The organism is Agrobacterium sp. Ap1 (genome assembly GCF_017313375.1).
Classification (GTDB): domain Bacteria; phylum Pseudomonadota; class Alphaproteobacteria; order Rhizobiales; family Rhizobiaceae; genus Neorhizobium; species Neorhizobium cellulosilyticum.
In genome coordinates this window covers 136,679-154,877 of the sequence record NZ_JAFLMY010000002.1, presented here as the reverse complement: position 1 = coordinate 154,877, position 18,199 = coordinate 136,679, and the positions used below count along the sequence as shown (strand labels likewise).

Here is an 18,199-nt window from a genome sequence, read left to right as displayed (position 1 = left end):
GATGACGTTTCGAGACAGCGCCACCAATCCCGGCCATACCGGCTCGTGGTATGCGGCAAGCGCCAATGACAAGCGCGTGCACCCTGCCCTTGCCGGCGATATCGAGACTGACGTGTGCATCATCGGTGCCGGGTTCACCGGCATATCGGCGGCGCTGGAGCTTTCGGAGCGCGGCTTTTCGGTCGTGGTGCTGGAAGCGGAGCGTATCGGTTTCGGCGCATCCGGGCGCAATGGCGGGCAGATCGTCAACGGTTACAGCCGCGATCTCGAGACGATCGCCGGACGCTATGGGAAAGACAAGGCGATCGAGCTTGGCAAGATGTCGCTCGAAGGCGGCAATATCATCCGCGAGCGGGTGGTCAAATATGCGATCGATTGCGAGCTTGAGCATGGCGGTTTCTTTGCGGCCTTCACCGACAAGCAGATCCGCGAGATGGAGCATCACAAGACCGACTGGGAACGTTACGGCCATACAGGGCTGGAAATGGTGTCCAAGGCCGACGTGGCCAAATATGTAAGGACCGACCGCTATGCGGGCGGGATGATCGACAAGCTCGGCGGGCATATCCATCCGCTCAACCTCGTGCTTGGCGAGGCGCGCGCGGCGGAAAATCTGGGTGCGAAGATTTTTGAAGGCTCGCGGGTGATCGCGGTCGATACTGACAGGAAGCGTCCGGTCGTCAGCACGGGCGGCGGCTCGGTGACGGCATCTTATGTGCTGATCTGCGGCAATGCCTATCTGGCACCGCTGTTTCCGCAGGTGCATGGACGGATGATGCCGGTATCGAGCCAGGTGATGGTGACGGAACCGCTCGAGTCCTCACTGATCGAGGATCTGCTGCCGGCCAATTACTGCGTCGAGGATGCCAATTATATTCTCGACTATTATCGCCGCACCGCAGACAACAGGCTGCTTTATGGCGGCGGCATCGGTTACGGCGGAAACGATCCGAAAAACCTGACCGGCGTGATCCGTCCGAATATGCTCAAGACGTTTCCGCAGTTGAAGGACACGAAGATCGATTATGCCTGGAGCGGCAATTTCGCGCTGACGCTGACGCGTATTCCGCATATGGGGAAACTGTCGGACAAGGTCTATTTCTCCCATGGCGACAGCGGCCATGGGGTAACGACGACGCATCTTCTAGGAAAGATACTCGGTGAGGCCGCTGCCGGCCATGCGGAGCGTTTCGATGTCTGGGCATCGCTGCCCAACCTGCCCTTCCCCGGCGGACGGATGTTCCGCGTGCCGCTGACGGCACTCGGTGCATGGTATTACGGGATAAGGGATAAACTGGGCGTCTGATAACGCCCAGTCATCACACAGCTGCTTGCGGGAAATGTCCCTTGAGGAAGTAGGTCGCGTGGGTTCGCACGATCGACTTGAACTGTGCCGAAATCTGCGCCGCTTCCGCCGGAACCATCAGTGCGAGGCGCAAGGTGGCGCCGGCCATGTGGAACATGACGAACAGGGTCTGCGCATAGCTTTCACGCAGCGGTTCGGCAACGAAATGCCGGGTGAGCTGATAGAAACCCTCTGCCTGAGCCCGCGTCTCGGCGATATCGAGATCGGCCAGTGTCTTGTCTGCCTGGATCGCGTTCAGAAGGTCCTGAGTAGACGGTTCCTGGCGCATGCGCTCGTAATACATGTCGAACAGATCGTCGGTTGCCTTCAGGGCGTCATCCGCAGTTTCGATGTGGGAGACGTGGCCAGCAATCAGCTCGCGAACCTCTTCGACGTAGAGCTCATAGAGCATGGCGATGATGGCCGACTTGTTAGGAAAATATTGGTAGACCGAAGCGATGGGACCGCCGGAAAGCGCTGCGATCTCCTTCATGGTGACGGCATCAATACCCTTCTGACCGATCAGTTCCTTCGCGACTTTCAGGATCTCGCCGATACGTTCACGACTTCTTTCCTGTTTCGGCACCCGGCGAAGCGCGGCACGTCCCGCGCCATGGCTCGACTCCTGCATGCGATCCCTTTTCCACCCAACACTCATTGACCGAACGCTACCGGCGAAACCGATAACGCTAATTGAGTGTTATACGTAGAAAGACCAGTTTCAGATCACCAAGCCGGACAAAAAATGTAAATAAAAGTTTAATTCACTAAGAATTGTCGATCCGGGCGAGATAACGCTCAACTATTTTCCCGCCAGAGTTTTTCCAGCCTGCCGATTGCATCCTCTACGATTTGCGGAACCGAAGCGTCGATATCGACGGTCACCACATTGACCTCACCTTCAGGGCTTTCAAGCGTTGCAAGCTGACTTTGCAGCAAGGAGGTCGGCATGAAGTGACCCTTGCGAGCACCCATGCGGGAGGCCAAAAGCTCGGGCGAGCCCTTGAGGAACACGAAGTAGAGCGGATCACCGCCTGCAGATCGAAGTCTTTCGCGGTAAATCTTCTTCAAAGACGAGCATGTCAGGACAATATCTTCGCCGGCAGAGCGGGCGGTCTTGAGTTCGTTGCCGATGATATCCAGCCACGGCCAGCGATCTTCGTCCGTCAGCGGCGTGCCTTCCGCCATCTTCTTGACGTTCGCCTCCGGATGCAGCCGATCTCCTTCGACGAACTTGCAGCCGAGACGGTTTGCCAGAAGATCGGCAATCGACGTTTTGCCGGCGCCGCTAACCCCCATGACGATGATCGCCTTCGACATTCGTTCTTCTCCCTGCTTGTGTCTGCGCATCTGACGCGACGAATTCTATTTCAATCTTGCATCCCTGCCGATGACGAGCGGCATCAGCACGGACAGGAACATCAGCCTTAGCACATGATGGGCGCCGACATAGGTGGGATCGGCATGAAGCATGACGGCCATGGCGGCCATAGTTTCCAGCCCGCCGGGAGAAAACGCGATCAGCGCCGCATCAAGCGGCACATTGGCGAAATAGGAGACGATAACGGCAATGCCTCCCGCAAGCGCCATGACGACGACCGTGACGACCAAGCCCGAAACGATGGCAAGGCGCAGATCGGCGAAGGACAGGCCGGAAAAGCGCGAACCGATCAACGAGCCGAGCAAAACATAGATCGGGATCAGCAGCCAGTTGGGAACGGCGCCTGAAACGGTGCCGGTGATATGGGTGGAGATGGAGACAAAAACGCCGCCAAGCAGAAGGGCCGCGGGAAACTTCCAACGCTGGAAAAGCAGGCCGAAACCGGCTGATGCAATCAGCATCACAACGAAGATCGGCATGCTCATCGCGTCAGGCAGAACGATCACGTCGGTGTCGGCCAAATCAAAGAATTCAACGATCAGCGGGACACTGATCGTCAGCGCAAGCACGCGCACGCTCTGGGAAATGCTGACGGCGCGAAGATCACAGCGCATTTCGGCAGCGAGGCTGAGAACATAACCCAGATGGCCGGGCGATGCGGCAAGAAGCGCTGTCGTGCGATCGTAACGAAACAGCCGCTGAAGCACCCAGGCTGCCGAAAAAAGCAGGATGACAATCGCCACGAAGACCATGACGAAGCTGAGCGGCCAGGTACGTGCCGCAACAAAAATCTCCGGCGTAACTGTCGAGCCCATCGATATGCCGATGATGACGAAGCAGGCGTTGCGGACGAGAAGCGGGACACCCAGACGAAGTCCGGCTAGACCAGCAAAGGTGACTGCAAGCGCCGGTCCAATGAGATAGGGCGCCGGAAAGCCTATGGCGATGGCTATAAGTGCGCCGGCAGTTCCAATCAGCAACGTTACAAAAAATTGGCGCAGTTCAGGAAAATTCATACAGACCGGACCTGATACCTGTCGGCGCAACAGGCTGCCGACACGGCAGGCTGCCGGCATGGCAAGACATAATTCGTTCTAGCCACTGCGGCAGGAAGGTCAACCAAGTGCGGTCAGCAGAAACAAAAAACGCCGGAGCGACCGGCGTTTCTCATCGAAAAAGCTTGGTGAGATCAGGCCGCAGGGGCGACAACCTTCTTCATATCGACGGCATCAAGGCCGAGAAGGAAGTTGATCTGCGGGCGCGCCTTGACCAGATCGTCTATCGTGTATTCGGCCAGAACGTCGAAGAAGGCGTTGAGCGCCTTGCGAAGCGCGGAATTGAGACCGCAGCTATCGACCAGAGGACATTCGATCGCACCATCGTCCTCGAAACATTCCGCCATTGCGAAACTATCTTCCGTGACGCGCACGACATCAAAAAGGGTGATCTTATCGGCAGCACGGCCGAGCTTTACACCACCGTTGCGGCCACGCACGGTCTCCACCAGACCAGCCTTGTTGAGCGGCTGAAGGATCTTGAACAGAAACAGTTCGGATACGCCATATGCCCTGGCAATTTCCGGAATGCGGCTGAGATGGCCGTGATTGGCTGCACAATACATCAGCATTCTTACGGCATAATTGGTCTGTTTGGTCAGGCGCATGATGGTCTCCGAAGACTCGAGAGAACTCTATATAGACGCTTCCCTAGTTTTGAACAATTCCAAAATAGGAAAATCGGGATCATGTTTTCAAGTGCACTAATTCACCGAACACACAAAAAAGCAAATCCTGAATTAAACAATCAACATAAAGCAGCCACTAGGTGCGGTTTTCCTGGTGGTGATTACCATCTGCTTACACCCGCGTCAGCGTGCGATCCTTGATAAATGACATTCACACCAAGGCTGTGACAAATAGGTTCAGCACCAGCCGTGATCGACCGCCGGAAGTTTTTCGCGAGAAAACTGCAGGCCTGCTGAGACCATCTACCAGGAAAAACGCGCTGCGCCAGCGAACCACTCACACGCTTCGCGCGCCTGTTTCACCGCATGCCTTTCGCGCCGAGTCATTAGCAGGCTTTGTCTGACATGATTGAAATATGACGCGAAGATGGCTCAACCGATAGACATCGCGATAGCAATCGCTGCGGAAACGCCCAGAGTTATCATGATTGCCAGGATGCTCAGGCCAACACGCGCCAAATACGCGCGACGGGCACGCTTTTCGTCCCATTCGTAGACCATGATACAACTCCCACTCCTACCCGCGTCAAATTAGGGCAACTGGCGACCACGTCAACCTTTCGTGAGGGATAGTTGATTAAGCGAAAGCTGGATGGCGGATACGATCATACCCGCCATCGATGGTGTCCAGATTATTTCATGACCGGCATGACGAATTCCGCGCCGTCCTTGATACCCGAAGGCCAACGAGCGGTGATCGTCTTGGTCTTGGTCCAGAACTTGATCGAATCCGTGCCATGCTGGTTGAGGTCGCCGAAGGACGACGCCTTCCAACCGCCGAAGGAATGGTAGGCGAGCGGAACCGGGATCGGCACGTTGATGCCGATCATTCCGATGTTGATGCGGGATGCGAAATCGCGGGCGGCATCGCCGTCACGGGTGTAGATCGCTACACCGTTGCCGTATTCATGTTTCATCGGCAGCGACAGGGCGTCTTCGTAATTCGCCGCACGGACGACGGAGAGAACGGGGCCGAAGATTTCCTGCTTATAGATTTCCATGTCCGGCGTGACGTTGTCGAACAGCGAGCCGCCGACGAAATAGCCGTCTTCATATCCCTGCAGCTTGAAGCCGCGGCCATCGACGAGAAGCTTGGCACCCTCTTTGACACCCTTGTCGATCAGGCCGTTGATGCGCTCCTGTGCCGCCTTGGTGACCACCGGGCCCATGTCGGCCTTGTCATCGGTATAGGGGCCGATGCGCAGGCTCTCGATCTTCGGGATCAACTTGTCGACCAGTCGGTTGGCGGTTTCCTCGCCGACCGGCACGGCGACCGAGACGGCCATACAGCGCTCGCCAGCGGAACCGTAGCCCGCGCCCATAAGCGCGTTGACGGCCTGATCGAGATCGGCATCCGGCATGATGATCATGTGGTTCTTGGCGCCGCCGAAGCACTGGGCGCGCTTGCCGTTCTGAGCTGCCGTTCCGTAGACATAACGGGCGATCGGGGTGGAGCCGACAAACGAGACGGCGCCGATATCCGGATCCGTCAGGATGGCGTCGACGGCGGCCTTGTCGCCGTTGATGACGTTGAGGATGCCAGCCGGGAGACCTGCCTCGATCATCAGCTCGGCAAGCCGGATCGGCAGGGACGGATCACGCTCGGAAGGCTTCAGGATAAAAGCGTTGCCGCAGGCAATCGCCGGGGCGAACATCCACATGGGGATCATGCCGGGGAAATTGAACGGGGTAATGCCAGCGCCGATGCCGACCGGCTGGCGGATCGAATACATGTCGATCTGCGGGCCTGCACCCTCAGTGAACTCGCCCTTGGAGAGATGCGGAATGCCGATGACGAATTCGCAGACTTCCAGGCCACGGACGATATCGCCCTTCGAATCCTCGACCGTCTTGCCATGCTCCTTCGACAGCATGACGGCGAGTGCATCCATGTTCTGGTTGAGCAGATCGACGAACTTCATGAAGACGCGGGCGCGGCGCTGGGGATTGGTGGCAGCCCATGCCGGCTGAGCGGCCTTGGCGTTTTCGACTGCCGCGCGAATTTCGGAAACGCTGGCGAGCGCCACCTTGGCCTGTACTTCGCCGGTTGCCGGATTGAAGACGTCGGCGGTGCGACCGCTGGTTCCGGCGACATGCTTGCCGTCGATGAAATGACCGATTTCCTGCATGGTTTCCTCCTGGTTTCTGTGACAGCCAGAATGTCACTCGAAATTGCGCAATTCAACGCGATAGTTTACGCAACTGTTGTGCAAATTTCGACATTAGAGGGTAGCGCCCGTGGACTGGGATGATGTCAGGATGTTTCTGGCGGTGGCTCGCACCGGCCAGTTGCTCTCCGCCTCACGGCGGCTCGGTATCAACCATGCTACGCTCGGGCGGCGGATGACGGCGCTGGAGGATGCGCTGCAGACGCGGCTTCTGGTGCGGAGAACCAACGGTTGCACGCTGACGGCGGAAGGCGAAGTGCTGCTGGCTGCGGCCGAAAAGATGGAAACCGAAATGCTTTCGGCGCAGGCAAGAACGGCCAGCACCGACACGGTGATTGCCGGAACGGTGCGGATCGGCGCGCCGGACGGTTTCGGCGTCTCCTTTCTCGCATCGCGGATGAGCCGTCTTACCCGCCGGCATCCGGAACTGAAGATCCAGCTGGTGCCGGTCCCGCGGCATTTTTCGCTGTCGCAACGCGAGGCGGATATTGCGATCACCATCGAGCAGCCGGAACAGGGGCGGCTCGTTTCCTCCAGACTTACCGATTACACGCTCGGGCTTTATGCATCACGGGCCTATCTCGATACCGCCGGAGAACCAAAGACCGCCGAAGAGCTGAGACGGCATGCGCGGGTGGGCTATGTGGAAGACCTGATCTTCTCACCCTCGCTGAATTTCACCGGCGAGATCATGCGCGACTGGGATGCGGGTTTCGAGATCTCGAGCGCGATGGGCCAGACCGAGGCGGTCAAAGCGGGTGCCGGCATCGGCATCCTGCATGATTATGTGGCGCGGCAACACTCCGAGCTCATCAGGCTCTTGCCGCAAGTCTCGCTCAAGCGATCCTACTGGACGACCTATCACGAAACATCCCGCGACCTTGCGCGGCTTCGGATCGTTGTCGAATACATCCGCGAACTGGTGGCGGCGGAAAGCCATATCTTCGTCGCCGGTTGACGGCAAAGACGAAAAAGCCCGGCCGGAGCCGGGCTTTTGGTGCACCTTAAAATCAGGCGACGAGAAGCGCTGACGGGGGTAATTTCAGCGCAACGGCAATACGTTTCAGCTTGGCCGGATCGGCATTCAGGCCTTCCTCGACGCCAAGAATTTCCTCATGCACGAGGCCGGTGGTCAAAGAAAGGTCATCAATACTGTAGCCGGCGGCAATACGCGCTTCGGCAACGGCTCTTGCCACTTGACCCGAAAGAACAGCGCCGCTCTGAGATGCCTTGATGTTGCTAATTGAGACTGTCATGGTTTCATCCTTCTTGAAAAAACCCGGCGTTTGCGACGGGTGAAGGGGGTCAAATGACCCATGGTGCGACACGCGGCCGCAGGACAAACATAGGCCATAATCCGCTTTGTGCAATAGGCAATTGTGCGCTGCACAACATCGAATGTGAAAAAACGGTGGCGCCTCCGTATCTTAGGTGGTCAAAATTCCGGCAGAACCAAAGCAAGCCCTGCGCGTTTATAAGGCAAACGAGGACAGGATCATGCCTTATTCAGCTTTCACAAAACCGGCGCATGGCGACGATCACCTGTATGGGATCGATCGCGGGACCGACGCGCAATTGTTGCAGTCGGCGCACCGTCTGGTCGACATCTATCTCGTTTATCTGCGGGAACATGAAACCGGCAGCGATCTGTTCGACATATGCGAGCTGCCGGTATCAAAGGGCAGCCTCATCAACGCCTTCCGTGTGGTGATTGCCACAGAAAGCCGCCCTGGCGTGCGGGCCCTACTGGTGAAGGCCGGCATGACGCTGGCGCAGTTTCAGGAAAATATCGGCCCGCGCATGTCGTTCAAGCCTGCAGGCAGCAACGACAAGGCCCGCGACGGGCGCTGGCGGCCGGATTCGGGCCAGATCCGGCGCTTCGACCACGCACTGATGCGGCATGGGGAAGAGCGGACAAGGCTGGTGCGCATGTTCCGCCACGCCGCCGACATCGCCGAGCACAAGCCCATCCACGACGCCTGAATCGGATATCCATTCGAAGGCATTTCCGGGGCATTTTCAGGGGCATTGCGTTGGGTCAATGAAATCAACCGCAGCCTGTATAGGCTCAAAGCCAACTCGGACTGCAAGGATTTCCACTCCCGGAATTTGGTCTCCCGGAAAGCATATATCCAGTTTGCCGCCGAGGGTTGAGGTGAAGTCTGAAATCCGTGAACCCTGCGCGACGATATCAACGATATCCGGGCGCAGCCAAAGGACGGTTCGATCAAGAGCCGGACGGTGCCGGATTCGCCATCTCCGCCTGAACGGTGGGCTGGGACGACGCGACGGAGGCCGCGTCGTCCCACGAAGGACCCGGCCCAACATTCATGGGCCGGGTCTTCCTATTTGAGCTACCAGGATTTCAGTGCACGAAGCGTAGGCGTCTTCTTGAAAATATGCTCGTCCATGCGGGCAAGAAGCGTGTCAAGCAGCGTGACGGCTTCGGCAACCGCCGGTCCCTTGTTCAGCATGACGCATTCGGCACGGGCAGCCATGGCGGCATCGGTCATCTCTCCACGCGATGGCAAGCCGTCCTTGACCAAATCCTCCAGAACCTGTGTCGCCCAGACGGTGGGTACGGATGCCGCTTCGCAGAGCCAGAGGATTTCTTCCTGCATTTCGGCAACCCGCTCGAAACCGATCTCGGCTGCAAGATCGCCGCGGGCGATCATGACGCCGAAGGGGCGACCGAGTGTGTGGGCGCGGGCAATCAAGGCCGGCAGGTTGCGGACCGCTTCCGGCTGCTCGATCTTGGCAACGAGGCCAAGCTTTTCGATACGCGGCGGATGGGCGCAAAGCGCCTTCTCCAACAGATCCAGATCCTCCGGCCGGCTGACGAAGGAATAACCGAGCATGTCGGCATTGCCGATGACGGCAGCAAGATCACCTTCATCCTTGGCGGTCAGGGGCGACAGGCCCAGTGCCGTATCCGGCAGGTTCAATCCTTTTTCCGGTTTCAGCTTGACACCACCGGCCTTCACACGGGTCACCCTCAAAAGCGCTCCTCCTTCGGAGACGCTTTCGACAACGGCTTCCAGCTTACCGTCATTATAACGCAGCTTGTGGCCCGGCTCGACCCGTTCGACGATCTCCGGCAGTGAAACCGCCGCGCAGAAACGTACGTCTTCCGTCTGATAGGGTTCGCGCGAGACGACAAGGCGGAAAAGATCGCCTGTCGTGAGTTTGGCGCCCTTGTCGGCCACAACGGCTTCCGTCCTGATCTTGGGCCCGGCTATATCCATCAGCACGGTGATCCGGCGGCCGATCTTTTCTCCGGCGGCACGCACATGCCGCGCCATTGCCTCCCATGTGTCGGGACCATCATGAGCGCAGTTGATGCGAGCGACATCCATGCCGCGCCGGGCGAGATCAAGGATGAAGTCGGGATCGGTCGCCGCCTCTCCCGGCAGCGTGACCATAATGCGACCGCGGCGATGCGGGCGTCCACTACCGAGCAGCCGCTGCGTCATCGCACTGAGTACTGCCTCGCCGGCAAAAAACTGCGCTTCTGACGGCAGGGCATAGGGAGAGGTCATTGCCTGCATGGCGGACAGCGCGCAGAGGACGGCATCCAGCGTGGGCAGAACCCGGCTTTCCAGCCGGCCGAGTGACGACAGTCCATGACGCATCAGCCTGCGCTGCAGCGGCCGGATGTCGTGCCTGCGCAGACAGAGATAATGGCAGAGGTTTTCAAGGCGATCCGCTTCGTCTCCCCCGCGGATAAGGCTTTCGAACAATGACCGCCCTTCGCCGGCGACACGGTCACGCAATGCCCGAACCTCGGAAAAAAGCGCGCCAAGCTCGATTGTGTGGTCATCCAAATCGGCGGCGGCGATACCATTCGTGTCATGCATGTTTCGATCTCCTCCGATGACTGCAATCCGGCTAGGAAAGAAGTCTGGCCTTTCAACATCACCCCGACATGACAGGCGCGCGTTGAGTCGCATCAAAACCTGCGACGGCATAACGCACGGCGTTTATGCGCGGCGAATGATCAGGCCCGACTGGCGGCAGCGGGAGACCGAAGCCAGAAATGTCGCGCTGAAAGCTGGCAATCGTCAGCCCCTGCCCTATCCTGACGTCCATCGCGCAAGAGTTGATTGATTGTCACAAAAAGCGTCCACATTGCTGGAAGCGCGATGCCTCTTGAGAGGCGGACAATCCGCCAGTCCATGATCCATGTCATGAAACAGATCATCTAAATCGATTAGCATCAGAGGTGAGGAAAAAGAGAGGAGTTTTCAATGCAGCAACATTTGGTCCAAAAGGACGCCGCATTTTCGCAGGCCGAATATTTCGACCCCACCCGTCCGCGCACGCAACTGTCGCAGGCGGAAGTGGAATTGATGGACCGGTACTGGCGAGCGGCCAATTATCTTTCGGTCGGTCAAATCTATCTTCTGGAAAACCCGCTCCTGCGTGAGCCGCTTCAGCCGCTGCATATCAAACCGCGACTCCTCGGCCACTGGGGCACGACCCCCGGCCTCAACTTCATCTACACGCATCTCAACCGGGTGATCAAAAGCCGCGATCTCGACGTCATCTATATATGCGGGCCGGGCCATGGCGGACCGGGCATGGTCGCCAATACCTGGATGGAAGGCATCTACAGCGAGGTCTATCCGGAGATTGCGGAGAACGAAGAGGGCATGCGCAAGCTGTTCCGGCAGTTCTCCTTCCCCGGCGGCGTGCCGAGCCATGTGGCACCGGAAACGCCCGGCTCCATTCACGAAGGCGGCGAACTGGGTTATGCGCTGGTGCATGCCTTCGGTGCAGCCTTCGACAACCCGGACCTGATCGTTGCCTGCGTCGTCGGTGACGGCGAGGCCGAAACCGGGCCGCTTGCGGCCAGCTGGCAATCCAACAAGTTCCTGAACCCGGCCCGTGACGGTGCGGTTCTGCCGATCCTGCATCTCAACGGCTACAAGATCGCCAACCCGACAGTGCTTTCGCGCATCCCGCATGACGACCTGAGGAAGCTGTTCGAAGGCCATGGCTACGCGCCGATCTTCGTCGAAGGCAGCGAACCGGAGGCGATGCACCGGCTGATGGCGGATGCGATGGATCTGGCAACCGACATGATCCGCGCCATCCAGGAAGAGGCCCGTTCTGGAGCTGTTTCCGGCCAGGCGCCGCGCTGGCCGATGATCATCCTGCGCAGCCCGAAGGGATGGACGGGACCGAAAGAGGTCGACGGCAAGAAGGTCGAGGATTTCTGGCGGGCGCACCAGGTTCCGGTTGCCACGTGCCGCGAGAACGACAGCCACCGCAAGGTTCTCGAAGACTGGATGCGCAGCTACAATCCGGAGGACCTGTTCAATGCAGACGGCAGCCTGAAGGCGGAACTCAAGGCTCTGGCTCCAACCGGCAACCGCCGCATGGGTGCCAACCCGCATACCAATGGCGGCATCCTGCGCAAGGAATTGAAATGCCCGCCGATTTCCGACTATGCCGTCGATGTGACGGTGCCGGGCGAAAAGATCGTCCAGACGACGGAAGTGTTGGGCAAGTACCTGCGCGACGTGATGAAGCTCAACGACGCGGAGAAGAATTTCCGGGTTTTCGGGCCGGATGAGACGGATTCCAATCGGCTTGGCCCGGTCTTCGAGGCAACCGATCGGGTGTGGATGGAAAAGATCGAGCCCTATGACGTGCATCTTGCGCCTGACGGGCGGGTGATGGAAGTGCTTTCCGAGCACCTATGCCAGGGCTGGCTGGAAGGCTATCTGCTCACCGGCCGTCACGGCTTCTTCTCCTGCTACGAAGCCTTCATCCACATCATTGACTCGATGTTCAATCAGCATGCCAAGTGGCTGAAGGTGACGCGTCATCTCGAGTGGAGAAAGCCGATCAGCTCGCTCAACTACCTGCTCACCTCGCATGTGTGGCGGCAGGACCATAACGGCTTCTCGCATCAGGATCCGGGCTTCCTCGATCACGTTGCCAACAAGAAGGCCGACGTGGTGCGCATCTACCTGCCGCCGGATGCCAATACGCTTCTGTGGGTGGCTGACCATTGCCTGAATACCTGGGACCGCATCAACGTCATCGTCGCCGGCAAGCAGCCGGAGCCGCAATGGCTTTCGATCGAGGATGCGACCAGGCATTGCGAGGCCGGCATCGGTGTCTGGGACTGGGCCAGCAACGAGGATGATGCGATTGCGCCGGATGTGGTGATGGCCTGCGCCGGCGATGTGCCGACAATGGAAACTCTCGCCGCCGTGATGATCCTGCGCGAGGCGATACCGGAACTGAAGATCCGCGTCGTCAACGTCGTCGACCTGATGACGCTGCAAGCGAAGGAAGAGCATTCGCATGGCCTGACAGACGAGGAGTTCGACAAGCTGTTCACCACCGAGCGGCCGGTCATCTTCGCCTATCACGGTTATCCGTATCTCATCCACCGGCTGACCTATAAGCGCAACAACCACCGCAACATGCATGTGCGCGGCTTTGTCGAGGAAGGCACGACCACGACGCCTTTCGACATGACGGTGCTGAACCAGCTCGACCGCTATCACCTGGCGCTTGAAGCCATTGAACGGGTGCCGGAGCTGAAGGAAAAGGTTCCGCATGTGATCGAGATGCTCAAGGGCAAGCTCGCACTGCATACGGCCCATGTGCAGGAATACGGTGAAGACATGCCGGAAATCCGTGACTGGAAATGGACGGGTCTCAACGCCTGATCATAGGCGAACCGGTGGGATGATATCCCGCCGGTATGGCAATACCAGAGTGGGCCGCCGACTAAGCGGCCCATTTTTTTGTGCCTGCCGCATGGGCCAATCGACGGCAGGAATGGACAAGAAAATGTTAAATCAATTTTTATGATACTTTGTCAGATTTGAGGCAACAAGCCGCAGCGGTGCACAGCCCGCTGTAAGCCCTTTGTTAGCAAAACTGTCACAAATCTCAACGGGCACGCGCACAACACAAGAATGCACGGCACATCCAAGGACCCGGTTATGTTTGCAAAAATTCAGATTAAAACACTTTTACCATTGTTATTCGGCCTCGTCGTCACGCTCGGAATTGTCCAGGGCGCCTTTTCCATTCTCGCGGTCAATTCTCTCCAGGCCCAGGTCGACACCGTCGGCGAACGGGTTTCGCGGGCAACCCAGATGGGCGAAATGGAACGTCTTTTCGGCGATGTCCGCCGCAATGTCGCACTGCTGCTCAGCACTTCGACGCAGGAGGAACGCGCCAGCGCGCTTGCCGTGCTGAAGGCGGCATATGCCGCACGCAACAAAGCATTCGAAGCGTATGGCGCCAGTCTGACGACAGACACTATGCGTGCCAAATATCAGGCCACGGAAGCCGCAATCGACACCTATGAAGCAGCAGGCGGGCGTCTTGTTACCCTGCTGGGTGAAGGCGACATGGCTGCGGCCAAGAAACATGTGCAACAGATGACGGTCATGGGTGGAGAAGCCGTGAAGCTATTTGCCGAAATGGTCAGCCTGAACAAGGCAACCGGAGAAGCGGCAGTCAGCGAGGCAAAGGCAACAGCAAGTTCGTCGCTGGTGACAACGGTTATCCTGGTGGTCATCGTCGGCGTGGTCGGCGGGATTGCCGCCCTGCTCGGCTTCCGCTGGATCGCGCGACCGATCGCCAGCATCACCCTGTCGATGAACGCACTCGCGGCCGGCAATACAGAGCATCAGATCCCGCATCGGGATCGCAAGGACGAGATCGGCGACATGGCAGCCGCTGTTTCGGTATTCCGCGACAACGCCATCGAGCGCGAGCGGCTGGAACGCGAAGCGGAAGCCAATGGCCGGCTTACAGAACAGGAACGACAGGCGCGCGAGGAGCAAAGTACAAGGCAAGCAGCGGAGGTGAAGTTCGCGGTGGATGATATCGCCCGCGGCCTGAACCATCTTGCCGAAGGCGATGTGACCTACCGTCTGGCTACCCCGTTTGCCGGTGAGCTGGACAAGGTTCGGCTGAACTTCAACGAGTCCATTACCAGACTTCAGGCAGCACTGCGGTCAGTTGGAGACAACGCCAAGATGATCGATGCCGGCGCGAGCGAAATTCGTGCGGCAACGGAAGACCTGTCAAAGCGCACGGAACAGCAGGCCGCATCAGTGGAAGAGACCGCCGCAGCACTGGAACAGGTGACTACCGCCGTCAAGGATTCCGCCGCGCAGGCAAGCACGGCCGGCGAACTGGTGAAAAAGGCCCATGATGGTGCCGAACGCTCTGGAGAGATCGTTCGCAAGGCCGTTTTGGCGATGCAGGAGATCGAGAAATCGTCATCCGAAATCGGCAACATTATCGGCGTGATCGACGATATCGCCTTCCAGACCAACCTACTGGCGCTGAACGCCGGCGTAGAGGCCGCGCGTGCGGGCGACGCAGGCAAGGGGTTTGCCGTCGTCGCACAGGAAGTGCGCGAACTGGCTCAACGTTCAGCGAATGCCGCCAAGGAGATCAAGAACCTGATCACCAAGTCGAGCGCGCAGGTACGCGACGGGGTGGCGCTGGTTGGAGAAACCGGCACGGCGCTGCACACGATCGTATCGGAAGTGCAGGAAATCAACCGAAGCGTCTCGGCCATCGTATCGTCCACACGCGAGCAGTCTACCGGGCTTTCGGAGATCAACTCCGCGGTCAACCAGATGGACCAGGGCACGCAGAAAAATGCATCGATGGTGGAAGAGACAACTGCCGCGACCTACAGCCTTGCTTCGCAGGCTGCCGAGCTGACCGCCCTGCTTGCCCAGTTCAAGCTTGATGCGGAAGCATCAGTTCGGGCCATCAACAATGCTGACCTGCGGGACAGGAGGGAGCCATCGCCGGCACGTGCGCTGGGCCAACGGCTGGCATCGGCCTTCGGCTAAGAGTGACCGTCGTCTTCGAACATATCCGCCGGATCGAAAGCGACCCGGCGGATTTTTATTGTATCAGGCCTGCGAATTGGCGAGCGCCACCGCATCGGCACCAGCCGGCAGCCGCATCGGGGATGACGGATCGGTCACTGCCCGCCAGACGGCTTCTGCGACATCCATTGGCAGCGTGACCTCGGTTCGCTGCCTCATCTCGCCAAACACCTCGTTTGCATATTGAGCATAGGCTTCAGGGAAACCGCCATGCCCTTCCATGCGGGAGATCGCGGTTTTGCCGAAACTGGTGGCTGGTGCAGCGCCCGGAAGCACGATCCTCACCTCAATGCCGAATGGTTCGAGTTCCAGTGCAAGCGATTCCGTAAACGCATTCACCGCGGCCTTGCTCGCCGTATAGACCGACAGAAGCGGCAGCGGCTTCATGGTGACCGTCGACGTGACATTGACGATCAGCCCCGCCCTCCTTTCGCGGAACTGCGGAAGCACGGCCTGCACCATCCGCATGCTGCCGATCGTGTTGGTCTCGAAGATATCGCGGATGACATCGACCGGCGTGCCTTCAAGCGCGTTCAGCCAGCCGATGCCAGCATTGTTGACAAGGACGTCGACCGGGCCGGCGGCTTCGATAGCCCTTGCGACGCTTTCATCGCTTCTGACGTCGAGGGGGAGAATGCGCAGGTTTTCGGATATCGGCAGCAGGTCCTCACGCGGCGTGCGCATGGTCGCGATCACCTTCCAGCCGCGATCGAGAAACAGTTTTGCGATATCGAGGCCGAAACCAGACGAGCAGCCGGTGATGAGAACAGTCTTCATGGTTGTTCCTTTCATGTTGTCTGGTCATCAAAGTAGATATTGAGGCCAGGACGCGCTATAATCGATCGTCCTCAATTCATTTCCGAAAGTCCCGAATTGACCGATCCTTTCGCAGATGTGGTGGCCCTGCTGCAACCAAGCCTGCCGTTTTCGAAGATGGCGAGCGGCTCCGGCCCATGGCGCGTCGATGCTCCGGCGACGGCCCGGCCGCTTTTCTGCGTCCTTCTCGAAGGTGCTTCGCGGTTGTCGGCTCCCGGAGAGGAACCGATAGAACTGCGGGCCGGCGACTTCATTCTGATCCCCGCCGCCTGCGACTTTACCATGTCGAGTATCGAGCCGGTCGATCCGGAAAATGCCGCGCATTTCGCCGTTACCAGGCGCGATGAGGAGACCCGGCACGGCGATCCGGACGGACCGGCCAATATGCGCATGCTTGTCGGCGGACTTGCGTTCGGATCCCCGGATGCCAGCCTTCTTGTATCGCTGCTGCCGCGACTGGTGCATGTGCGCGGGGAAAGGCAGTTCGCCACCATCGTTCAACTGATCCGGAACGAAGCGAAGGAAGAAAAGCCGGCGCGCGACATGGTGCTGACGCGGCTTCTCGAAGTGCTGCTGATCGAGGCGCTTCGGTCGGCATCCGGCGGCAGCGCCTCTCCCGGCCTGCTTCGCGGGCTTTCCGACGAGCGGCTGGCGGCGGCGCTTCGCAAGATACATGCAGACCCGAAGCATGACTGGACGGTTGAGAAACTGGCCGGCGAAGCGGCTCTATCCCGATCGGTCTTTTTCGAACGCTTTCGCAAGGCGATGGGCGTCGCGCCGATCGAATATCTGCTCTCCTGGCGGATGGCGATCGCGAAAAAACTGCTCCGATGTGGCGATGAAGGCATCAAGGAGATCGCCGATCGTGTGGGCTACGGTTCCGCCAGCGCCTTCAGCATCGCATTCACTCGATTTGTCGGAATGCCGCCAACGCATTACGCACGTGCACAAATGGACCAGGATATCGGGGAAGGATAATTCCCCTCTCCCCGTAAGTCCTAGTGACTTATAGACTTACTGAGAGAGGGGAATGGTACGGTTGAGTGGGGTCGAACCACCGACCTCAGGTGCCACAAACCTGCGCTCTAACCAACTGAGCTACAACCGCATAAACCGCCGAAGCGATGTTGACCGGTCACATACGGCCATCGAATGAAGATTGCAAGTCCTTTCAATCTGACAAATTCGATCCTTGTGATCAAGTCCGCCGCGAGGATGTGGACAAGGTTGCCGAAGAACCTGGCGATCAGGACGGTTTGAAGGCGTCCATGGCTTTTTCGGCGGCTTGCCGGCCGGGCCTTGAGACTTCGCCTGCAACCTTTTGCGCGGCGTCCTGCATCACCTTCACCTGCTCGACGGTAAACTCCGCCTGCCTGCGGACGAAAGCAGTCTGCAATTCCATCATTTCGGAAAAGGACTTGGCCCCGATCAACTGCTCCATATGGGAGAGCGACATTTCGGTATTGGTGCGAAGTGCGTCGATTGCCTTCAAGCCGAATTCCATAGAGCCGGCCTGGGCAGAATGGATTGTGGATTCAACCGTGCGGGAGGCTTCCTCCGCCGCCGTTTTCATCTTACCGTAGGCGTCATGGGAATGGGTCGTGCTTTGCTCTGCAAACTCGCGCCAGCTTTGCGTCAGCTTTGCCGGATCGAATGCAGAGAACGAGAAGATATCGTCAGAATAAGCCACAATCTTTCCCTCCAAAAAGATCCGGTCCGGCGAAAAAACAGGCATCGCCGAACCTGTTCTGCCGTAAATATAGCCGATGCTATTGTGCATTGCAATATTTGCAGTGCAGCACAACCGACCGACGTTAACCCTGTTTACGCGTTCCTGTTCTCCCATGTGGACCCTGT

At 58.6% G+C, this 18,199-nt stretch carries 16 protein-coding genes and 1 tRNA gene; 6 read left to right on the top strand and 11 right to left on the bottom strand.

Annotated elements, in window-relative coordinates; all coding sequences use genetic code 11:
* Position 1: 1 nt before the first annotated feature.
* Entirely contained in the window at positions 2–1,306 is a 1,305-nt protein-coding gene (locus JZX87_RS04100) for an NAD(P)/FAD-dependent oxidoreductase (protein WP_183823210.1), read from the top strand.
* A gap of 13 nt (positions 1,307–1,319) precedes the next feature.
* On the opposite strand, the gene JZX87_RS04095 is transcribed toward JZX87_RS04100, so the two are convergent.
* From JZX87_RS04095 to JZX87_RS04075, 6 genes are all read right to left on the bottom strand, one after another.
* Positions 1,320–1,976 (bottom strand): TetR/AcrR family transcriptional regulator, encoded by a 657-nt coding sequence (locus tag JZX87_RS04095; RefSeq protein ID WP_148148095.1) that lies wholly within the window; start codon positions 1,974–1,976, stop codon positions 1,320–1,322.
* Positions 1,977–2,143: 167 nt separating this feature from the next.
* On the bottom strand, positions 2,144–2,665 hold the full coding sequence (locus JZX87_RS04090; RefSeq protein ID WP_206824077.1) for a gluconokinase: 522 nt from the start codon (positions 2,663–2,665) through the stop codon (positions 2,144–2,146).
* A 45-nt stretch (positions 2,666–2,710) separates the two neighbouring features.
* Positions 2,711–3,742: an AbrB family transcriptional regulator gene (locus tag JZX87_RS04085; RefSeq protein ID WP_286194145.1), complete on the bottom strand. Its 1,032-nt coding sequence runs from the start codon at positions 3,740–3,742 to the stop codon at positions 2,711–2,713.
* A 173-nt stretch (positions 3,743–3,915) separates the two neighbouring features.
* Positions 3,916–4,389 (bottom strand): iron-responsive transcriptional regulator RirA, encoded by a 474-nt coding sequence (rirA, locus tag JZX87_RS04080; protein ID WP_183823217.1) that lies wholly within the window; start codon positions 4,387–4,389, stop codon positions 3,916–3,918.
* Positions 4,390–4,842: 453 nt separating this feature from the next.
* A complete protein-coding gene (locus tag JZX87_RS31220; RefSeq protein WP_286194144.1) occupies positions 4,843–4,971 on the bottom strand; it encodes a hypothetical protein in 129 nt (42 codons plus the stop codon).
* A 131-nt stretch (positions 4,972–5,102) separates the two neighbouring features.
* Positions 5,103–6,599, bottom strand: coding sequence for a CoA-acylating methylmalonate-semialdehyde dehydrogenase (locus tag JZX87_RS04075; protein ID WP_206824074.1), 1,497 nt, complete (start codon positions 6,597–6,599; stop codon positions 5,103–5,105).
* Between the two features lie 109 nt (positions 6,600–6,708).
* Here JZX87_RS04075 and JZX87_RS04070 point away from each other — a divergent pair, with 109 nt between their 5' ends.
* Positions 6,709–7,596 (top strand): LysR family transcriptional regulator, encoded by an 888-nt coding sequence (locus JZX87_RS04070; protein WP_206824073.1) that lies wholly within the window; start codon positions 6,709–6,711, stop codon positions 7,594–7,596.
* Between the two features lie 52 nt (positions 7,597–7,648).
* On the opposite strand, the gene JZX87_RS04065 is transcribed toward JZX87_RS04070, so the two are convergent.
* Positions 7,649–7,894, bottom strand: coding sequence for a helix-turn-helix domain-containing protein (locus JZX87_RS04065; protein ID WP_183823223.1), 246 nt, complete (start codon positions 7,892–7,894; stop codon positions 7,649–7,651).
* A 241-nt stretch (positions 7,895–8,135) separates the two neighbouring features.
* On the opposite strand from JZX87_RS04065, the gene JZX87_RS04060 reads away from it, so the two are divergent.
* Positions 8,136–8,621, top strand: a complete 486-nt coding sequence (locus JZX87_RS04060; RefSeq protein ID WP_206824071.1) for a hypothetical protein — start codon at positions 8,136–8,138, stop codon at positions 8,619–8,621.
* A gap of 371 nt (positions 8,622–8,992) precedes the next feature.
* Here JZX87_RS04060 and JZX87_RS04055 read toward each other — a convergent pair whose 3' ends face one another.
* Positions 8,993–10,495, bottom strand: a complete 1,503-nt coding sequence (locus JZX87_RS04055) for a pyruvate kinase (protein WP_206824069.1) — start codon at positions 10,493–10,495, stop codon at positions 8,993–8,995.
* A 390-nt stretch (positions 10,496–10,885) separates the two neighbouring features.
* On the opposite strand from JZX87_RS04055, the gene JZX87_RS04050 reads away from it, so the two are divergent.
* Together JZX87_RS04050 and JZX87_RS04045 are read left to right on the top strand one after the other, a co-directional pair.
* Positions 10,886–13,327: a phosphoketolase family protein gene (locus tag JZX87_RS04050; protein ID WP_206824068.1), complete on the top strand. Its 2,442-nt coding sequence runs from the start codon at positions 10,886–10,888 to the stop codon at positions 13,325–13,327.
* Between the two features lie 279 nt (positions 13,328–13,606).
* A complete protein-coding gene (locus JZX87_RS04045) occupies positions 13,607–15,487 on the top strand; it encodes a methyl-accepting chemotaxis protein (protein WP_206824067.1) in 1,881 nt (626 codons plus the stop codon).
* A gap of 63 nt (positions 15,488–15,550) precedes the next feature.
* Here the strand turns inward: JZX87_RS04045 and JZX87_RS04040 are convergent, their stop codons facing one another.
* The gene (locus tag JZX87_RS04040; protein WP_206824066.1) at positions 15,551–16,303 is read right to left on the bottom strand and encodes an SDR family oxidoreductase; all 753 of its coding nucleotides are present in this window, start codon (positions 16,301–16,303) and stop codon (positions 15,551–15,553) included.
* Positions 16,304–16,399: 96 nt separating this feature from the next.
* Between JZX87_RS04040 and JZX87_RS04035 the strand changes: the two genes are divergently transcribed.
* On the top strand, positions 16,400–17,320 hold the full coding sequence (locus tag JZX87_RS04035; protein ID WP_206824065.1) for an AraC family transcriptional regulator: 921 nt from the start codon (positions 16,400–16,402) through the stop codon (positions 17,318–17,320).
* A gap of 53 nt (positions 17,321–17,373) precedes the next feature.
* On the opposite strand, the gene JZX87_RS04030 is transcribed toward JZX87_RS04035, so the two are convergent.
* Positions 17,374–17,450, bottom strand: a tRNA-His gene (locus JZX87_RS04030).
* A gap of 138 nt (positions 17,451–17,588) precedes the next feature.
* Positions 17,589–18,077, bottom strand: coding sequence for a phasin family protein (locus tag JZX87_RS04025; RefSeq protein ID WP_206824064.1), 489 nt, complete (start codon positions 18,075–18,077; stop codon positions 17,589–17,591).
* Positions 18,078–18,199: the final 122 nt, after the last annotated feature.